This is a genomic window from Stenotrophomonas sp. YJH_SMC_91 (assembly GCF_059368495.1).
In genome coordinates, this window is the sequence record NZ_JCAFRT010000002.1 from 372,285 (window position 1) to 389,017 (window position 16,733).

A 16,733-nucleotide genomic window follows, 5' to 3' on the forward strand; every position below is an offset into this window, starting at 1 on the left:
GTTCATTCAGGTAATTAGGATGGCACGTCAGGCCGCGCCCGCCAATCGTGCGGCTTCTTCCAGGTCCACGCTGACCAGGCGGCTGACGCCCGGTTCGCGCATGGTCACGCCCGACAGCTGGTGCGCAGCTTCCATCGTCGCCTTGTTGTGGCTGACGAACAGGAACTGCACCTTCTCGCTCATTTCCTTGACCATGTTGGCCAGGCGACCGACGTTGGCTTCATCCAGCGGTGCGTCCACCTCGTCCAGCAGGCAGAACGGTGCCGGATTCAACTGGAAGATGGCGAACACCAGCGCTACTGCGGTCATCGCCTTTTCGCCGCCGGACAGCAGCGAGATGCTGGACACGCGCTTGCCCGGCGGGCGCGCCATGATGGTCACGCCGGTGTCGAGCAGGTCTTCACCGGTCAATTCCAGGTAGGCGTGGCCGCCACCGAACAGGCGCGGGTACAGCGCCTGCACGCCGGCGTTGACACGGTCGAAAGTGTCCTTGAAGCGGCCGCGGGTCTCGCGGTCGATCTTGCGGATGGCATCTTCCAGGGTTTCCAGCGCTGTGGTCAGGTCGGCGTGCTGCGAATCCAGGTAGTCCGAGCGCTGCGAGGCCTCGCCGTACTCGTGAATCGCAGCCAGGTTGACCGGCTCCAGCCGGCGCATGCGGCCATCGATCTGGTGCACGGCCTGCTCCCAATCGCCCAGGCGGGCATCCTCGGGCAGTGCGTTGAGTACGTCCTGCAGCACGAACCCGGCCTTCTCCACCGCCGCCTGCAGGGTCTCCGCGCTGAGCACCAGCGCCTGCTGGTCCAGCTTGCGCTGCGAAATGCGCTCGCGCTGGGCCAGCGCCTGCTCGTCACGCTGGTGGCGGGTCTGTTCGTAGTTGCGCAGCTCGGCGTCGATGCCGTCCAGCAGCGTGCGCGCCTCGGTCAGCACGCGATCGGCGCGCACGCGCTCTTCCAGCGCGTTCTGGTGCTCGGCCTGCAGCGATTCGACCGGCGAATCGCCTTCATCCAGCTGCGAATGCAGTTCGCCCAGGCGCGAATCCAGCTGCCCGCGCTGGGTGCCCATGCGCTCCAGCGCCTGGCTCAACGAGGCCAGCTGCGCACGCTGCGATTCCAGGGTCAGGGCCAGCGAGTGCGCGCGCTCGCGTACCGCACGGGCGGCGTCGCGAGCCAGGTCGCGCGCCTCGGTCAACTGGCGGCGCTCGCCCTCCAGCCGTTGCCGGGTCGATTCCAGGTCGCCCATGCTGCTGACCGCGTTCTCCAACCGCGAGCGCGCTTCACGCGCTTGTTCGTTGTTGGCTTCAATGGTTTCCTGCAGCTGCTTCAGCTCGCCTTCGATGCGATCGATGCGCGTGCGCGCTGCCTCCACCTTGCCCTGCTGGCCCTGCAGCTGGCCGGCCAGTTCGGACACCGCGCGATGGGCCTGGTACAGCGCACGCTGCGCGTCTTCGCGCTGCTGTTCGGCAGCCTGCAGCTGCTCTCGGAAGCCGGCCAGCTGTTCTTCCAGTTCGGCCTCGCGGTCCTGCAGCTGCTCGATCTGCTCACGCAGTTCCTGGATCTCACGTTCGCGCAACAGCGCGCCCTGCGCGGCGGCACCGGAGCGCGATACGCGCAGCCAGCCCTGGCCCAGGCGCTCGCCACTCTGGGTGATGATCGAATCGCCTTCCGGAAGGCTGGCCTGCAGCACCTTGGCCTCGGACAGATCCCTGGCACCGTGCAGGTGCGCCAGCAGGCGCCGGATCGCTGCCGGGCCACGCACGCGTGCAGCCAGCGAGGTCGGCGCGACCTTCAGGTCCGCGCCATCGTTGGCGACCAGCGCAATGTGGCCCTCGCCCAGTTCGCCCAGCGCGTCGACCAAGCTGGCCGGGTCATCGACCAGCACGCCTTCGATCAACTGGCCGAGCGCGCTTTCCACCGCGTTTTCCCAACCGGCATCGACATCCAGGCGTTCGCCGACACGCGCCGCCGAGTCCAGCCCACGCGCCTTCAGCCAGGCCACGGCAGCACCCTGCTCCTGGCCCAGCGCGGCCTGCTGCAGGGTTTCCAGCGAAGCCAGGCGACCGCGCAGGCCATTGGCCTGCTTGCGCAGTTCGGCCAGTTCGTTCTGGCCATTGCGCTGCTGTTCCTGCACCGCCGCCACGCCCTGCTTGCGCAGCTCGACGTCTTCGCTCAGTTCATCCAGCGCGGTCTTCTGCGTGTCGTGCTGCAGGTGCAGCTGCTCGAAGGCTTCTTCCAGCGCATCCACGTCCAGCCCGGCGCGCTCGGCGGCCAGGGCTTCACGACGCCGGTCGGCATCGAGGATCTGTTTGTCCAGGTAGTCCACGCGCGTGCGCTCGACGTCGCCGGCGCGCGAGGCTTCCGAACTCTGCGAGGTGTGCTGTTCCCAACGCTGCTGCCAGCTGGCCAGCCGGTCTTCAGCCTCGCGCAGGCTTTCCTGCTTTATCTCGTTTTCTTCCTGCAGTTCTTCCAGCTGCGGGGTGGCGGCCTCTACCGCCTCCCGCAGCACCCTCAGCTTGGCCTCGTCGCCACTGATGTGCTGCCCCAGTTCGGCCAGGGCCTGCTGGGTTTCGTCGCGCGCCTTGTGCAGGCGCTGCGACAGCTCGCGCTGGTGCTGGATCTGCTGCTCCAGGCGGGCCAGGGTGCTGCCGACCTGATAGACCGCCGCCTGCGCGGTGTTGAGCGCATCGGCGGCCTCTTCGCGACGCACTCGCGAGGTTTCGATGCGGGCCTCTGCGTCGCGCTGATCGGCGATCAGCTGCTGCAGCTTGGTCTCTTCCTGCGAGAGGCCTTCGCGCAGCTTCGACAGGCGCCCATCGAGGCCACGGAATTCCAGCGCCTTCCACTCGGCATCCTTGATCCGGCGCTCTTCCTGCAGGGCCTGGTACTGCTCGGCCTGCTTGGCCTGGCGCTTGAGGTGTTCGAGCTGCTTGCTGATCTCGTCGCGCAGGTCACCCAGCCGGTCCAGGTTCTCACGGGTGTGGCGGATGCGGGTCTCGGTCTCCTTGCGGCGCTCCTTGTACTTGGAGATGCCGGCTGCCTCTTCCAGGTATACGCGCAGGTCTTCCGGGCGCGCCTCGATGATCTGGCTGATCATGCCCTGCTCGATGATCGAGTAGCTGCGCGGGCCCAGACCGGTGCCGAGGAACAGATCGGTGATGTCGCGGCGACGGCACTTGGTGCCGTTGAGGTAATAGTTGCTGGTGCCGTCGCGGCTGACCGTGCGCTTGACCGAGATCTCGTTGAACGAGGCGTACTCGCCGGAAATCGTGTGGTCGGAGTTGTCGAAGATCAGCTCGACCGTGGCCTGCGACACCGGCTTGCGGGCATTGGACCCGGAGAAGATCACGTCGGTCAGCGAGTCGCCACGCAGGCGGCTGGCCGAACTCTCGCCCATGACCCAGCGCACGGCGTCGATGATGTTCGACTTGCCGCAGCCATTGGGCCCCACCACGCCGGTCATGTTGGTCGGCAGGTGCAGGGTGGTCGGATCGACGAACGACTTGAAGCCGGAGAGCTTGATCGTGGAAAGACGCATGGCGTGATTGGGTTCCAACAGGCGCCCTGGGGGCGCCCGCATTGTGGATGTCAGGTCAGCCAGCACCTCAAGCCATTGATTTCAAAAGAATTCAATGAAGCCAAGGGTGACACAATGGAATGAGTATAACGGCGCGAATGTTCCACGGGCGGGATGACCGGCTCGGAGCGCGCTTGAAATGGGTCCAGATGTCGCTTTGCGCCTGGGGCGACGGATTTCCAAGCCACCGATCAAATCCCAAGTCATTGATATTTATTGATTGTTGGACCGAGTCACAGCCCTGCACATCAGAAGCCGTGCAGGATGGGGGGATGCATCGACCGCTTTTATTTACCCCCGCCGACGACGCGATGACCGCTCCCGTGCTCGGCGGGACCGCTTGGCTGGATGCCCGTACCCCTTGGCCAACCAGCATCCATGGACACGCACTGCTGCACCTGGCCAGTTTTCCAGCCGCATTCATTCGAAGCCACGTCGCCGGACTGTACATCGCGCCTGGGCTGAGCATTTCGGTCTTCACGCCATACATCACCTCGGGCGAGCAGAGATTCGAAGAAGCCATGGACCAGGGCGGTCGCGTGGTCGTTCACTGGTCTGGGCATGAACCAAGAGACTCTCCCTGCGCGCCGATTGGGCGACTCCGCATTTGTGCCGGGATGGCGCTGAGTGAGGGCGAAACACCTCACGGAACTTCGAAAATTGGTGGACGGCCTTACTGGCTGCAGGATGACGAATCGGAAGACCAGGTGTTCGTTCTTCAGTTCGACGACTTCGATCTTGATAGGGCAGCCCCGACACATCAAGGAATCCTGATCGGTGGGATGGGCTATCTGTTGCTTGATCGCAACATTCCTTCACCTTCGATGGACTGCGGTCGATTTGTCATCCAAACCACTTGAGAGACAGGCCAAGTCAGTTGCTCGACCTCGGCCGGCCATGACTCATCAGACCGGACAAGAACAGGTCATCGCTGGCTCGGCCCTCAACGCCATCGGACTCATCCATGTATAGAGAACTTGTATTCGAAAATCATGGCCAAGCTCCGGGATGCGCTTTCTTGGGAGGCGCCCCATACCTGCCCCCCGATACTCCTTGGCCTTGCGACGCCAAGGGGAAGCCAATGCTTCATCTTGCGAGCCTACCTGCTCCCTTTATTCAAACGCACAACCCGAAGATCGCAATCAGAGCTCACCTCTGCGTGTCGATCTTCACGCCTTATGACGTTCTTGATGATGCCTACATCGAAACCGCTCTACTGACTGGCGGACGTGTCATCGCTTACGCGCCCCACGAACCCGGCGCAGACAGCGCAGCGCCCCCTTTTGACCCACGCCTGATCACCACTGCCACAGCCTCCATCCCGGATGACGTCGAGAACGGAATCGCCAAGATTGGCGGAATTCCCGCTTGGCTTCAGGACGATTGCACTGATGGACGGGAATTCATCCTCCAGATCAACGGTTCCCGATTGAACCGGGCCGCACCGACGCATCGAGGAATCCTGGTCGGCGGAATGGGCTATCTGTTGCTTGATCGCAACATTTCCTCACCTTCGATGGATTGCGGTCGATTCGTCATCCAGACGACCTGAGCAGCCAGTCGAGCATGGCTCGACTCCACATGTCCAACGTTCCCACAAAACAAAACGGGCACCCTTGCGGGCGCCCGTTCTGCGGTGATGCCAGGCCTTGCGGCGTGGGATCAGGCTTCGGCGACGACGACGACCTTGACGGTGGTCTCGACGTCGGCGTGCAGGTGAACCAGCACGTCGTATTCGCCGATGTTGCGGAAGGCGCCTTCGCCCAGGATGACTTCGCTCTTTTCCAGCGGCAGGCCGGCGGCGGTGAAGGCCTCGGCGATGTCGCGCGGGCCAACCGAGCCGTACAGCTTGCCTTCGGTCGAAGCGTTGGCGGCGATGGTCACGCTCGCGCCTTCCAGCTTGGCCTTGCGGCCTTCGGCGTCAGCGTGGATGGCCTGGGCCTTGGCTTCGTATTCGGCGCGCTTGGCTTCGAACTCGGCCTTGTTGCTCTCGGTGGCCGGCACGGCCTTGCCCTGCGGCACGAGGAAGTTACGGCCGTAGCCCGGCTTCACGTCGACCAGGTCGCCCAGGTTGCCGAGGTTGGTGACTTTCTGCAGGAGGATCAGCTGCATGGTATTGCTCCAGATAAGTTATTCGTTAGCGAGGCGATGCCCCGCAACAAAGGCTGTCCGAATAGCTGGCACAGCGGGGGCGGCGCCGGGCCGCCCCGCTGGCATCAGACGTCGTGGTTGTCGGTGTACGGGATCAGGGCCAGGAAGCGAGCGCGCTTGACGGCGGTCGCCAGCTGGCGCTGGTACTTCGACTTGGTACCGGTGACGCGGCTCGGCACGATCTTGCCGTTCTCGGTCAGGTACTGGCGCAGGGTGTTGAGATCCTTGTAGTCGATCTCCTTCACACCTTCAGCAGTGAACTTGCAGAACTTGCGGCGACGGAAGAACTTGGACATGGGAAGGCTCCTTAGGCGGCGGAAGCGGCGTCGTCGCCGGCTTCGTTGTCAGCGGTGTTGTTGGACTCGCCTTCTTCGTCGTCACGACGACGGCGCTCACCGCGCTCCGGCTTGTCACCCTTCTCGTCCTTGCTCTTCATGATCAGCGACTGCTCGGTGTCAGCCTCGTCACGCTTGATGACCAGGTTGCGCAGCACGGCGTCGTTGAAGCGGAAGCTCTCGGTCAGTTCGTTCAGAACGGCCTGGTCGGCTTCGATGTTCATCAGCACGTAGTGGGCCTTCACCAGGTTCTGGATCGGGTACGCCAGCTGGCGGCGGCCCCAGTCTTCCAGACGGTGGATGGTGCCGTTGCCGTTCTCGACCAGCGACTTGTAGCGCTCGATCATGGCCGGGACCTGCTCGCTCTGGTCCGGGTGGACCATGAACACGATTTCGTAATGACGACTCATGTTTTTTTCTACCTTTCGGATGTGGCCTTGCGGCCGGACAGCCCCCCGCCGTTGAGACCGCGGTGGGGCAAGGATTCCCGCCGGGAGGCAGGAAGCCGCGCATTATGGCGCAGATGGGGGTGCCGGGCAACCGGCGGGTCACAGGGCAACCTGAACCGGGGGCGCAGCCCCCATGCCGACCCAGGCTGGCCGCTACCGGAGCCCCGCACAGCCCAAGAATCCGCCTGGATTCACCCCAGGTCGACGTGAAGGCGATGCTGGCCGCATTCCAGGCACTGGAACAGGCAGCCGACCATCATCCCGTCCCGGCTCAGGTGCGCCAGCACCCAGTCGGCGTCGCGTGGATTGACCTCCGCCACATCGGGCCGGACCTGGTCGAGGATGGGCAGCAGATCGTCGCTGCCGGCGAAACCGAGGAAGGCGCAGGGCCGTTCACAATGGCTCAGCCAGACCGATTGCTGCCAGGACGGGTAGCCCGGGGTGCGCTCGCAGATCTCCAGCAGCAGCTCACGGGCGATGCTCGGCGGCGGGTCGGCCGGGTCTGGCGAGACCCCTTCGATATCACTCCAGCCGGTGAATTCACCCTCGTAGCTGGCCACCGCCCTGCCGTCGGCGATACACCAGGGGCAAAGGTAATCCGGACGCAGACGGGTGTAGAACGGCCCGCGGTAGCGCAGTGTGCGCGGCTGGCCGCAGCAGTCACAGATTCCGTCGACCTCTTCGAAGGAGAGGGCGTAGGCGTTGGGGTGATAGGTAAAAGCCGGTCGTTCCATCCGTGGGGTCCCTGCCGCGCCCCGCGTGCCGACCAAGGTCGGCAGCTACCGGGACGCGCCGGGCCGTCAGGCCTTGTCGGCGTCGGTGGTGAAGCTCTCGCCGCAGCCACACTCGGCGGTGGCATTGGGGTTGCTGAACGTGAAGGTCTCGCTCAGGCCGTGCTTGCCGAAGTCGATCACGGTGCCGTCCACCAGCGCCAGGCTCTTGGCGTCGACATAGATCTTCACGCCATCCTGCTCGAACACGGTATCGCCCTCGCGCTCGTCGCGTGCCAGGTCGGTGATGTGGCCCCAACCGGAGCAACCGGTCTTGGTCACGCCGAAACGCAGGCCCAGCGCACCGGGGGTCTGGGCGACAAAGCGCTGCACGCGCTCGAAGGCAATGGGGGTCAGGCTGACGGCCATGGGGCTACTCCAGAGGTACGGGGACATTATAAGGAGCCGTTGCCGCGAAAAATGCCTCGCAAGCAGAACGCTGCAACCGGTAAACTCCCGTGTTCACAGATCGAGTCGATCAGCAGAGGATTCAAGTCATGACGGTGGTCAGCGTTGAACATGCGCTTGCCGGGAAGATCCCGGAAGGCGGCGAAGTCACGGTACGCGGATGGGTGCGCACGGTGCGCGGTTCAGCGAATCTGGCCTTCGTGAATGTGAGCGACGGCTCCTGCTTCGCCCCGATCCAGGTCGTGGCCGGCGACAGCCTGGCCAACTTCGACGAGATCAAGCGTCTGACCAGCGGCTGCTCGGTCATCGCCACCGGCACCCTGGTGAAGTCGCAGGGCAAGGGCCAGTCGTTCGAGATCCAGGCCAGTGCAGTGGAAGTGGTCGGCTGGGTCGAAGACCCGCTCACCTACCCGATCCAGCCCAAGCCGATGTCGCCGGAGTTCCTGCGCGAAGTGGCGCACCTGCGCCCGCGCACCAACCTGTTCGGCGCGGTCACCCGCATCCGCAACTGCCTGGCCCAGGCCGTGCACCGTTTCTTCCACGAGAACGGCTTCAACTGGATCAGCACCCCGATCATCACCACCTCCGACGCCGAAGGCGCCGGCCAGATGTTCCGCGTGTCCACCCTGGACATGGTGAACCTGCCGCGCGATGAGAAGGGCGCGATCGATTTCAGCCGCGACTTCTTCGGCAAGGAAACCTTCCTGACCGTGTCCGGCCAGCTGAACGTCGAGGCCTACTGCCTGGCGCTGAGCAAGGTCTACACCTTCGGCCCGACCTTCCGCGCCGAGAATAGCCACACCACCCGCCACCTGGCGGAGTTCTGGATGATCGAGCCGGAAATCGCCTTCGCCGACCTGGCCGAAGACGCACGCCTGGCCGAAGAGTTCCTGAAGTACCTGTTCCGTGCGGTGCTGAACGAGCGCAGCGACGACCTGGCCTTCATCGCCGAGCGCGTGGACAAGAACGCGATCACCAAGCTGGAAGACTTCATCAACGCACCGTTCGAGCGCATCGACTACACCGACGCGGTCAGCCTGCTGCAGAAGTCCGGCAGGAAGTTCGACTTCCCGGTCGAATGGGGCCTGGACCTGCAGACCGAGCACGAGCGCTGGCTGACCGAGGAACACGTCGGCCGCCCGGTGGTGGTGACCAACTATCCGGAGCACATCAAGGCCTTCTACATGCGCCTGAACGACGACGGCAAGACCGTTGCCGCGATGGACGTGCTGGCCCCGGGCATCGGCGAGATCATCGGCGGCAGCCAGCGCGAAGAGCGCCTGGACGTGCTGGACGCGCGCATGGCCCAGTTCGGCCTGGATCGCGAACACTACAGCTGGTACCGCGATTTCCGCCGCTATGGCTCGGTGCCGCACGCCGGCTTCGGCCTGGGCTTCGAGCGCCTGGTGGTTTACGTCTGCGGGCTGTCCAACATCCGCGATGCGATCCCCTACCCGCGCGCCCCGGGCAGCGCGGACTTCTAAGCCCCATACGACCACGGAGGTACTGCCCCCATGACCCTGTTCTTCGCCCTCTGTTTCGTCGGCGTTGCAGTGGCCGGGTTCAGTGCCTTCGTGATCTTCTGGCCGCTGACCCTGGTGCACGTGCGCGACCGCCATCCGGCGCTCGCCGCGCGCTTCGGCAGCGGCGCCTTCCTCAAGCCCGATGCCCTGGCCTGGCTGCTGCGCCGCGACTATCGGCAGCAACCGGACCGCTCGCTGTCCGGGCTGGCGACACCGGCCTGGGTATCGCTGCTGACCCTGCTGGCCGGACTGGGCATGGCCGCCCTGCTCTGGCTGGCCTCGCTCTGGTAACACACCCATGAATGACATCACCGCCTCGCGCGACAGCTGGTGGCTGGCCAGCCTCGGCAACACCCTGATCTGGGCGCGCCTGCGCGTTCGCCCGGCCGGCACCGCCGAAGTGCTCGACAGCGATGGCAACACGCTGAGCTACGACAGCGAAGACACCGCCCGTTCGCAGTTGTTCGACGCCGAGTTCGTCGAGTACGACGGACTGGACGAGGAGGACGCACTGGTGCGCGGCTTCAGCCTGCACGAAGTGCAGCCGCCGCAGGCCGACAGCGACGAGGGTCTGCGTGGCCGCATGGTCCAGTCGCTGGGCGGGCGCGCCTGACCCCTGCATGTTCACCCCGCGCGCCTTCGCCGAGACCGACCTGCTCTGGCTGGACCGCCTGCTGGCGCGCGACCCGTTCGTCACCGTGCTCACCCCCGGCAGCGATGGCCTGCCGGAGCTGACCCGGATGCCGGTGCTGTACCGGCGTGACGGCGACCAGATCGAACTGCGCGGCCACTGGGCCCGCGCCAACCCGCAGTCGCGCCACAGCGGCGCGGCCAAGGTACTGGTCGATGGCCCACACGGCTACGTCTCGGCCAGCTGGTATCCGGACAAGGAGCCCGCCGCGCGGGTACCCACTTGGAACTACGCCGCTGCCGAGCTGCGTGGCCAGCTGCAGACCTTCGACGAGGCTGATGCCCTGGCCGAACTGGTCGGCGCGATCAGCGACCGCTTCGAAGCCAGTGTCGGCCAGGCCTGGCAGTTCGATCCCGCGCGCGCCGAACACGGCCCGGAGCTGCGCGCCATCGTCGGCTTCCGCTTCCTGGTGGAACACGTGCAGCTGAAGCTGAAACTCAGCCAGAACCATCCCGACGCCAACCAGCAGGCCGTGATCGCCGCACTGGAAGCGCTCGCCTCCCCGTCCTCCCATGAGCTGGCGCAGTGGATGCGCTGGCACCGTGAACAGTCCGCCTCCAGCGGCTGATCACCCCAGCTTCCCGCGACGGCGCGACCAGAACGGCCGCGCCTTGCCCCCACCCGACGCCAGGGATACCGCACATGAAAGACATCCACCGCCTGCTGCAGAACAACCGCGACTGGGCCGACCGCATCGCCAAGGAAGACCCTGAGTTCTTCCAGCAGCTGTCCAAGCAGCAGCATCCGGAATACCTGTGGATCGGCTGCTCCGACTCGCGGGTGCCGGCCAACCAGATCATCGGCATGGCCCCGGGTGAAGTGTTCGTGCACCGCAACGTCGCCAACGTGGTCGCGCACACCGACCTGAACTGCCTGAGCGTGGTGCAGTACGCGGTGGACCAGTTGAAGGTGAAGCACATCCTGATTGTCGGCCACTACGGCTGCGGCGGCGTGCACGCCTGCCTGCACAATACCCGCGTCGGCCTGGCCGACAACTGGCTGCGCCATGTCGGCGACGTGGTGCAGAAGCACCAGGGCATCCTCGATGCGATCGAGGATGACGAGCTGAAGCACGCGCGCCTGTGCGAACTGAACGTGATCGAGCAGGTCGCCAACCTGTGCCGTTCGACCATCGTCGAGGACGCCTGGGCGCGCGGGCAGAAGCTGATGGTGCACGGCTGGGTCTACAGTCTGAAGAACGGCCGGGTCAGCGAAATGGGCATCGATGTCGGTGGACCGGAAGAGCTGAAGCCAGCCTATGAAAAGGCACTGTCCTACGTGCCCCGCCAGGGCCGGCGCGACTGACCTCACTACGGACCACGACCATGCTCGCCTCGCCGATCAACCTGCACGCCTGGATCGAAGAAAACCGCCACCTGCTGAAGCCGCCGGTGGGCAACAAGATGATCGACAACGGCGACTTCATCGTGATGGTCGTGGGCGGGCCGAATTCGCGCACCGACTATCACTACGACGAAGGCCCGGAGTGGTTCTACCAGCTCGAGGGCGAGATGGTGCTGAAGGTGCAGGAGGACGGCGCGGTGCGCGACATCCCGATCCGCGCCGGCGAGATCTTCCTGCTGCCGGCCAGGGTGCCGCACTCGCCGCGGCGCCCGCCCGGCGGCATCGGCCTGGTGGTCGAGCGCAAGCGCCTGCCGCACGAGAAGGACGGCGTGATCTGGCACTGCGAACGCTGCAACCACAAGCTGCACGAAGAGTTCTTCCCGCTGCAGAACATCGAGACCGACCTGCCCAAGGTGTTTGCGCGCTATCACGCCAGCCTGGAGCTGCGTACCTGCAGCCAGTGCGGGCACGTGGATCCGCTGCCGGTGCCGGCGGCGGGCTGACGCCCACACCGGTAGGCGCCCACCCTGGTGGGCGCATGGATCCACGCGCGCCAGCCAAGGTTGGCCACTACCAGAAAACGCGGCGCTCGAAGCGTGGCCGCGTCTACCGGGCCATGCCCCAGGCGCTACACTGGCGGTCCCGTTGCAGCCTGTTGCCCGACCATGTCCGACCTGCTCAGCCGCACCCACGCCATTGCCCTGGACGCCGCCGATCCGCTGCGCCCGCTGCGTAACGAATTCCTGATTCCGCGCCATGGCGGTGGCGAGCAGACCTACTTCGTCGGCAACTCGCTGGGCCTGCAGCCGCGTGGCGCCCAGGCCGCGGTGCAGGAAGTGATGAAGCAATGGGGCGAGCTGGCGGTGGAAGGCCACTTCACCGGCCCGACGCAGTGGCTGTCCTACCACCGCCTGGTGAGCGCGCAGCTGGCCCGCGTGGTCGGTGCACTGCCCAGCGAAGTGGTGGCGATGAACACGCTGAGCGTGAACCTGCACCTGATGATGGTCAGCTTCTACCGACCGACCGCGCAGCGCCCGGTGATCCTGATGGAAGCCGGTGCGTTCCCGACCGACCGACACGCGGTCGAAGCGCAGATCCGTTTCCACGGGTTCGACCCGGCCGAGTGCCTGGTGGAAGTGCAACCGGACGAAGCCAACGGAACGATCTCGCTCACCGCGATCGAGCGCGCCATCGCCGAACACGGTCCGCGCCTTGCACTGGTGCTGTGGCCCGGCGTGCAGTACCGCACCGGCCAGGCCTTCGACCTCGATGCAATCACCCGTGCTGCCCGCCTGCAGGGCGCGCGCATCGGCTTCGACCTGGCGCACTCGGTCGGCAACCTGCCGCTGCGCCTGCATGACGTCGCACCCGATTTCGCCGTGTGGTGCCACTACAAATACCTCAACAGCGGCCCGGGTGCGGTGGCCGGCGCGTTCGTGCACGAGCGCCATCACCGCGACACCACGCTGCCGCGCTTTGCCGGCTGGTGGGGCCATGAGGAAGCCACCCGCTTCCAGATGGCACCGCAGTTCACCCCCGCCATCGGTGCCGAAGGCTGGCAGCTCAGCAATCCGCCGATCCTCGGCCTGGCGCCGCTGCGCGCGTCGCTGGACCTGTTCGAGCGCGCCGGCATGGAGGCACTGCGCAACAAGTCACTGGCGTTGACCGGCATGCTCGAAGCGCTTGTACGTGCACGCCTTTCCGGCGTGCTCGACATCATCACCCCGGCCGAGCCACAGCGCCGTGGCTGCCAGCTGTCATTGCGCGTGATCGGTGGGCGCGAGCGCGGCCGTGCGCTGTTCGAGCACCTGCGCGGCATCGGCGTGCTCGGCGACTGGCGCGAGCCGGACGTGATCCGCATCTCGCCCACCCCGCTCTACAACCGCTACCTGGACGTGCACCACTTCGTCGAGGAAGTGGAAGCCTGGGCCGGCCTCTGAGCCGGTCCCTCCCCTACTGCTGGACAGTTCGTTGATCGCACATGCTTCCCGCTCGTTGAGCATTATCGGTGCCGGCCTCGCCGGGTCGCTGCTGGCCATCCTGCTGTCACGCCAGGGCTGGCGCATCACCCTGTACGAACGCCGTGGCGATCCACGCGTGGCCGACTATGAGAGCGGCCGCTCGATCAACCTGGCGCTGGCCGAGCGTGGGCGCAATGCGCTGCGCCAGGCCGGTGTGGAAGACGAGGTCATGGCGCGCGCGGTGATGATGCGCGGACGCATGGTGCATCCGCGCGAAGGCGAACCGCAGCTGCAGCGCTATGGCCGCGACGACAGCGAAGTGATCTGGTCGATCCATCGCAGCGACCTCAACACCACGCTGCTGGAACTGGCCGAACAGGCCGGCGCCACCGTGCACTTCCATCGCCGCCTGCATACCGTCGATTTCGACGCCGGCTACGCACGCTTCATCGACGACCGCGACGACAGCCCGCATGACATCCGCTTCGACACCCTGATCGGTGCCGATGGTGCAGGCTCGGCCCTGCGCGCGGCGATGAACCGGCGGGCGCCGCTGGGCGAGGACATCGCGTTCCTCGATCACTCCTACAAGGAGCTGGAAATTCCGCCGGCCGACGATGGCAGCTTCCGCATCGAGCGCAACGCGCTGCATATCTGGCCGCGCGGCCATTACATGTGCATCGCCCTGCCCAATCACGAAGGCACCTTCACCGTCACTTTGTTCCTGCCCAACCAGGGCGATCCCAGCTTCGCCACGATCAATACCGGCGCGCAGGCCGAGGCGCTGTTCGCGCGCGAGTTCGCCGACACCCTGCCGCTGATCCCGAACCTGCGCGCAGATTGGGAACAGCACCCGCCGGGCCTGCTTGGCACGCTGACGCTCGATCGCTGGCACCAGCAGGGCCGTGCCGTGCTGATCGGCGACGCCGCGCATGCGATGGTGCCGTTCCACGGCCAGGGCATGAACTGCGCGTTCGAGGACTGCGTTGCGCTGGCCCGCCACCTGATGGAGGCCGATGATCTGGAAGGTGCGTTCGCCGCGTTCGAAGCCGAGCGCAAGCCGAATGCACGTGCCATCCAGCAGATGGCGCTGGAGAACTACCTGGAAATGCGCGATCGCGTCGCCGACCCTGCATTCCTGCTGCAGCGCGAACTGGAACAGGAACTGCAGCGGCGCTGGCCGACCCGCTTCGTGCCGCACTACACCATGGTCACCTTCCTGCACACGCCGTACGCCGAGGCGCTACGCCGCACCGAACTGCAACGCGACATGCTGGTGGCCGCCACCACCGGCCATGATTCACTGGACAACATCGACTGGGCCGCGCTGGAAGCGCAGATCCATGCGCAGCTGCCGGTCCTGGAGGGCGCGCACTGATGGCTGACAGCTTCCTGTTCTACGATCTGGAAACCTTCGGCCAGGACCCGCGGCGCACGCGCATCTCGCAGTTCGCCGCCATCCGCACCGACGCCGATCTCAACGAAATCGACACCCCGGTCAGCTTCTTCGTGCGCCCGGCCGATGACCTGCTGCCCTCGCCGATGGCCACCCTGGTTACCGGCATCACCCCTCAGCAGGCACTGGCCGAGGGCATCAGCGAGGCCGAGGCCTTCGACCGCATCAACGAGCAGCTGTCGCGCCCCGGCACCTGCGCGCTGGGCTACAACACGCTGCGCTTCGACGATGAGTTCGTCCGCTACGGGCTGTTCCGCAACTTCCACGATCCGTACGAACGCGAGTGGCGCAACGGTAATTCGCGCTGGGACCTGCTGGACATGCTGCGGCTGATGCGCGCGATGCGCCCGGACGGCATACAGTGGCCGCTGCGCGAGGATGGCGCCACCTCGTTCAAGCTCGAACATCTGGCCGAAGCCAACCACGTGCGCGAAGGCGATGCACACGAAGCACTGTCCGACGTGCGCGCCACCATCGGCATGGCGCGGCTGTTCAAGCAGTCGCAACCACGCCTGTGGGACTACGCCCTGAAGCTGCGCGACAAGCGCTTCGTCGGCGGCCTGCTGGACGTGGCCGCGATGAAGCCGGTGCTGCACATTTCCATGCGCTACCCGGCCAGCCGCCTGTGCGCGGCACCGGTGCTGCCGTTGGCCGTGCACCCGACCATCAACAACCGGGTGATCGTGTTCGACCTGGAAGGCGAGATCGACGACCTGCTGGAACTGCCGGCCGAGGTGATCGCACAGCGCCTGTACATGCGCGCCAGCGAGCTGCCCGAAGGCGCGGCACGGGTACCGCTGAAGGAAGTGCATCTGAACAAGGTGCCGGCGCTGATCGCCTGGAACCACCTGCGCGCCGATGACCACGCGCGCCTCGGCCTGGATGTGGCTGCGATCGAAGCCAAGGTGGAACGCCTGCGCGCGTTCGCCCCGCAGCTGGCCGAGAAGGCCCGGCAGGTCTACAACCAGCCCCGCGCCGCCACCGTGGCCGACGTCGATGCCTCGCTGTACGACGGCTTCCTCGGCAACGGTGACAAGCCGCTGCTTGCGCTTGCACGCACCACCGCGCCCGAGCAGCTGGCCGCGCTGGAAGGTCGCTTCCGCGACCCGCGCCTGCCGGAGCTGCTGTTCCGCTACCGCGCGCGCAATCATCCCGACAGCCTCGCGCCGCCTGAACGCCAGCGCTGGCAGGATTACCGCCGCCAGCGCCTGCTCGGAGACGGCGGCCTGGGCGAACTCAACCTGCCCCAGTACCAGCAGCAGCTGGATGCACTGGCGGCCGAAGCGCCCGATGACACCCGGCGCCAGGCCCTGCTGCAATCGCTGCGCGACTGGGGCCAGCACCTGCAGGAGACGCTGTGAGCACTTATTTCTCGGACGCCAGCTTCAAGTTCCTGCGCAGCCTTGCGCGGCACAACGACAAGGCCTGGTTCAACGATCACCGCCAGCAGTACGAAGACCACGTGCGGCAGCCGTTCCTGCGCCTGCTGGGCGACCTGCAGCCGGCGCTGGCCGAGGTCAGCGAGCACTTCCGCGCCGATACCCGTGGCGTCGGTGGCTCGCTGTTCCGCATCCATCGTGACGCGCGTTTTTCCAACGACAAGTCGCCGTACAAGACCTGGCAGGGTGCACGCCTGTTCCATGAGCGCCGCCGCGAAGTGGCCGCGCCCTCGTTCTACGTGCACCTGCAGCCGGGCGAGAGCTTCGTCGGCGCCGGCCTGTGGCATCCGGAACCGGAAACCCAGCGCCGCGTACGCCACTTCATCCTCGACAATCCGGGCAGCTGGAAGGCCGCCGCGCATGCACCGGCCCTGCGCAAACGCTTCGATTTCGAGGAGAGCGAAAAGCTGGTGCGGCCCCCGCGTGGCTTCCCGGCCGACTTCGAGTTCATCGACGACCTCAAGCACCGCAACTGGGTGATGTGGCGCTCGCTGGACGATGCCACCATGACCGGCCCGCGCCTGCTGTCCACGCTGGGCAAGGACCTGGCTGGGCTCGGCCCGTTCGTTGACTACCTGTGCGCGGCTCTGGACCTGGAGTTCTGAGCCGCATCACCTGCCGTTCACCACTGGCTGC

General features: G+C 65.9%; 18 protein-coding genes. 12 read left to right on the top strand and 6 right to left on the bottom strand.

Annotated elements, in window-relative coordinates:
- Positions 1 to 27: 27 nt before the first annotated feature.
- Positions 28 to 3,531: a chromosome segregation protein SMC gene (smc, locus tag AC5P5X_RS05335; RefSeq protein WP_111189476.1), complete on the bottom strand. Its 3,504-nt coding sequence runs from the start codon at positions 3,529 to 3,531 to the stop codon at positions 28 to 30.
- 311 nt (positions 3,532 to 3,842) lie between these two features.
- On the opposite strand from smc, the gene AC5P5X_RS05340 reads away from it, so the two are divergent.
- Positions 3,843 to 4,430 (top strand): hypothetical protein, encoded by a 588-nt coding sequence (locus AC5P5X_RS05340; protein ID WP_012480758.1) that lies wholly within the window; start codon positions 3,843 to 3,845, stop codon positions 4,428 to 4,430.
- 221 nt (positions 4,431 to 4,651) lie between these two features.
- Positions 4,652 to 5,122: a DUF1963 domain-containing protein gene (locus AC5P5X_RS05345; protein WP_232503895.1), complete on the top strand. Its 471-nt coding sequence runs from the start codon at positions 4,652 to 4,654 to the stop codon at positions 5,120 to 5,122.
- Positions 5,123 to 5,232: 110 nt separating this feature from the next.
- On the opposite strand, the gene rplI is transcribed toward AC5P5X_RS05345, so the two are convergent.
- The 5 genes from rplI to AC5P5X_RS05370 form a co-directional block, all read right to left on the bottom strand.
- Entirely contained in the window at positions 5,233 to 5,682 is a 450-nt protein-coding gene (gene rplI / locus AC5P5X_RS05350; protein ID WP_005410227.1) for a 50S ribosomal protein L9, read from the bottom strand.
- Between the two features lie 104 nt (positions 5,683 to 5,786).
- A complete protein-coding gene (gene rpsR / locus AC5P5X_RS05355) occupies positions 5,787 to 6,017 on the bottom strand; it encodes a 30S ribosomal protein S18 (RefSeq protein WP_002804494.1) in 231 nt (76 codons plus the stop codon).
- A gap of 11 nt (positions 6,018 to 6,028) precedes the next feature.
- Positions 6,029 to 6,466, bottom strand: coding sequence for a 30S ribosomal protein S6 (gene rpsF / locus AC5P5X_RS05360; protein ID WP_005410228.1), 438 nt, complete (start codon positions 6,464 to 6,466; stop codon positions 6,029 to 6,031).
- Positions 6,467 to 6,696: 230 nt separating this feature from the next.
- On the bottom strand, positions 6,697 to 7,239 hold the full coding sequence (locus AC5P5X_RS05365) for a CbrC family protein (RefSeq protein WP_012480761.1): 543 nt from the start codon (positions 7,237 to 7,239) through the stop codon (positions 6,697 to 6,699).
- Positions 7,240 to 7,305: 66 nt separating this feature from the next.
- A complete protein-coding gene (locus AC5P5X_RS05370; protein WP_005410230.1) occupies positions 7,306 to 7,644 on the bottom strand; it encodes a HesB/IscA family protein in 339 nt (112 codons plus the stop codon).
- Positions 7,645 to 7,772: 128 nt separating this feature from the next.
- Between AC5P5X_RS05370 and asnS the strand changes: the two genes are divergently transcribed.
- The 10 genes from asnS to AC5P5X_RS05420 all read left to right on the top strand — a co-directional run bounded on the left by asnS (position 7,773) and on the right by AC5P5X_RS05420 (position 16,702).
- A complete protein-coding gene (gene asnS / locus AC5P5X_RS05375) occupies positions 7,773 to 9,167 on the top strand; it encodes an asparagine--tRNA ligase (protein ID WP_005410231.1) in 1,395 nt (464 codons plus the stop codon).
- Between the two features lie 30 nt (positions 9,168 to 9,197).
- Complete coding sequence (locus AC5P5X_RS05380; RefSeq protein WP_005410232.1) at positions 9,198 to 9,497, top strand: hypothetical protein; 300 nt, start codon at positions 9,198 to 9,200, stop codon at positions 9,495 to 9,497.
- Positions 9,498 to 9,504: 7 nt separating this feature from the next.
- Positions 9,505 to 9,819, top strand: coding sequence for a hypothetical protein (locus AC5P5X_RS05385; RefSeq protein ID WP_005410233.1), 315 nt, complete (start codon positions 9,505 to 9,507; stop codon positions 9,817 to 9,819).
- 7 nt (positions 9,820 to 9,826) lie between these two features.
- Positions 9,827 to 10,465 carry an FMN-binding negative transcriptional regulator gene (locus AC5P5X_RS05390; protein ID WP_111189475.1) on the top strand — a complete coding sequence of 213 codons (639 nt, stop codon included), beginning with the start codon at positions 9,827 to 9,829 and terminating at the stop codon, positions 10,463 to 10,465.
- Positions 10,466 to 10,539: 74 nt separating this feature from the next.
- Positions 10,540 to 11,202: a carbonate dehydratase gene (gene can / locus AC5P5X_RS05395; RefSeq protein ID WP_005413910.1), complete on the top strand. Its 663-nt coding sequence runs from the start codon at positions 10,540 to 10,542 to the stop codon at positions 11,200 to 11,202.
- Positions 11,203 to 11,222: 20 nt separating this feature from the next.
- The gene (locus AC5P5X_RS05400; protein WP_005413911.1) at positions 11,223 to 11,744 is read left to right on the top strand and encodes a 3-hydroxyanthranilate 3,4-dioxygenase; all 522 of its coding nucleotides are present in this window, start codon (positions 11,223 to 11,225) and stop codon (positions 11,742 to 11,744) included.
- 162 nt (positions 11,745 to 11,906) lie between these two features.
- On the top strand, positions 11,907 to 13,181 hold the full coding sequence (gene kynU / locus AC5P5X_RS05405) for a kynureninase (protein ID WP_005410237.1): 1,275 nt from the start codon (positions 11,907 to 11,909) through the stop codon (positions 13,179 to 13,181).
- A gap of 31 nt (positions 13,182 to 13,212) precedes the next feature.
- Positions 13,213 to 14,580: an FAD-dependent oxidoreductase gene (locus AC5P5X_RS05410; RefSeq protein WP_012480765.1), complete on the top strand. Its 1,368-nt coding sequence runs from the start codon at positions 13,213 to 13,215 to the stop codon at positions 14,578 to 14,580.
- Positions 14,580 to 16,019 carry an exodeoxyribonuclease I gene (gene sbcB, locus AC5P5X_RS05415; protein WP_049403118.1) on the top strand — a complete coding sequence of 480 codons (1,440 nt, stop codon included), beginning with the start codon at positions 14,580 to 14,582 and terminating at the stop codon, positions 16,017 to 16,019. The genes AC5P5X_RS05410 and sbcB overlap by 1 nt, the downstream gene beginning before the upstream one ends.
- Positions 16,016 to 16,702, top strand: a complete 687-nt coding sequence (locus tag AC5P5X_RS05420) for a DUF2461 domain-containing protein (protein WP_005410240.1) — start codon at positions 16,016 to 16,018, stop codon at positions 16,700 to 16,702. The genes sbcB and AC5P5X_RS05420 overlap by 4 nt, the downstream gene beginning before the upstream one ends.
- Positions 16,703 to 16,733 lie beyond the last annotated feature (31 nt).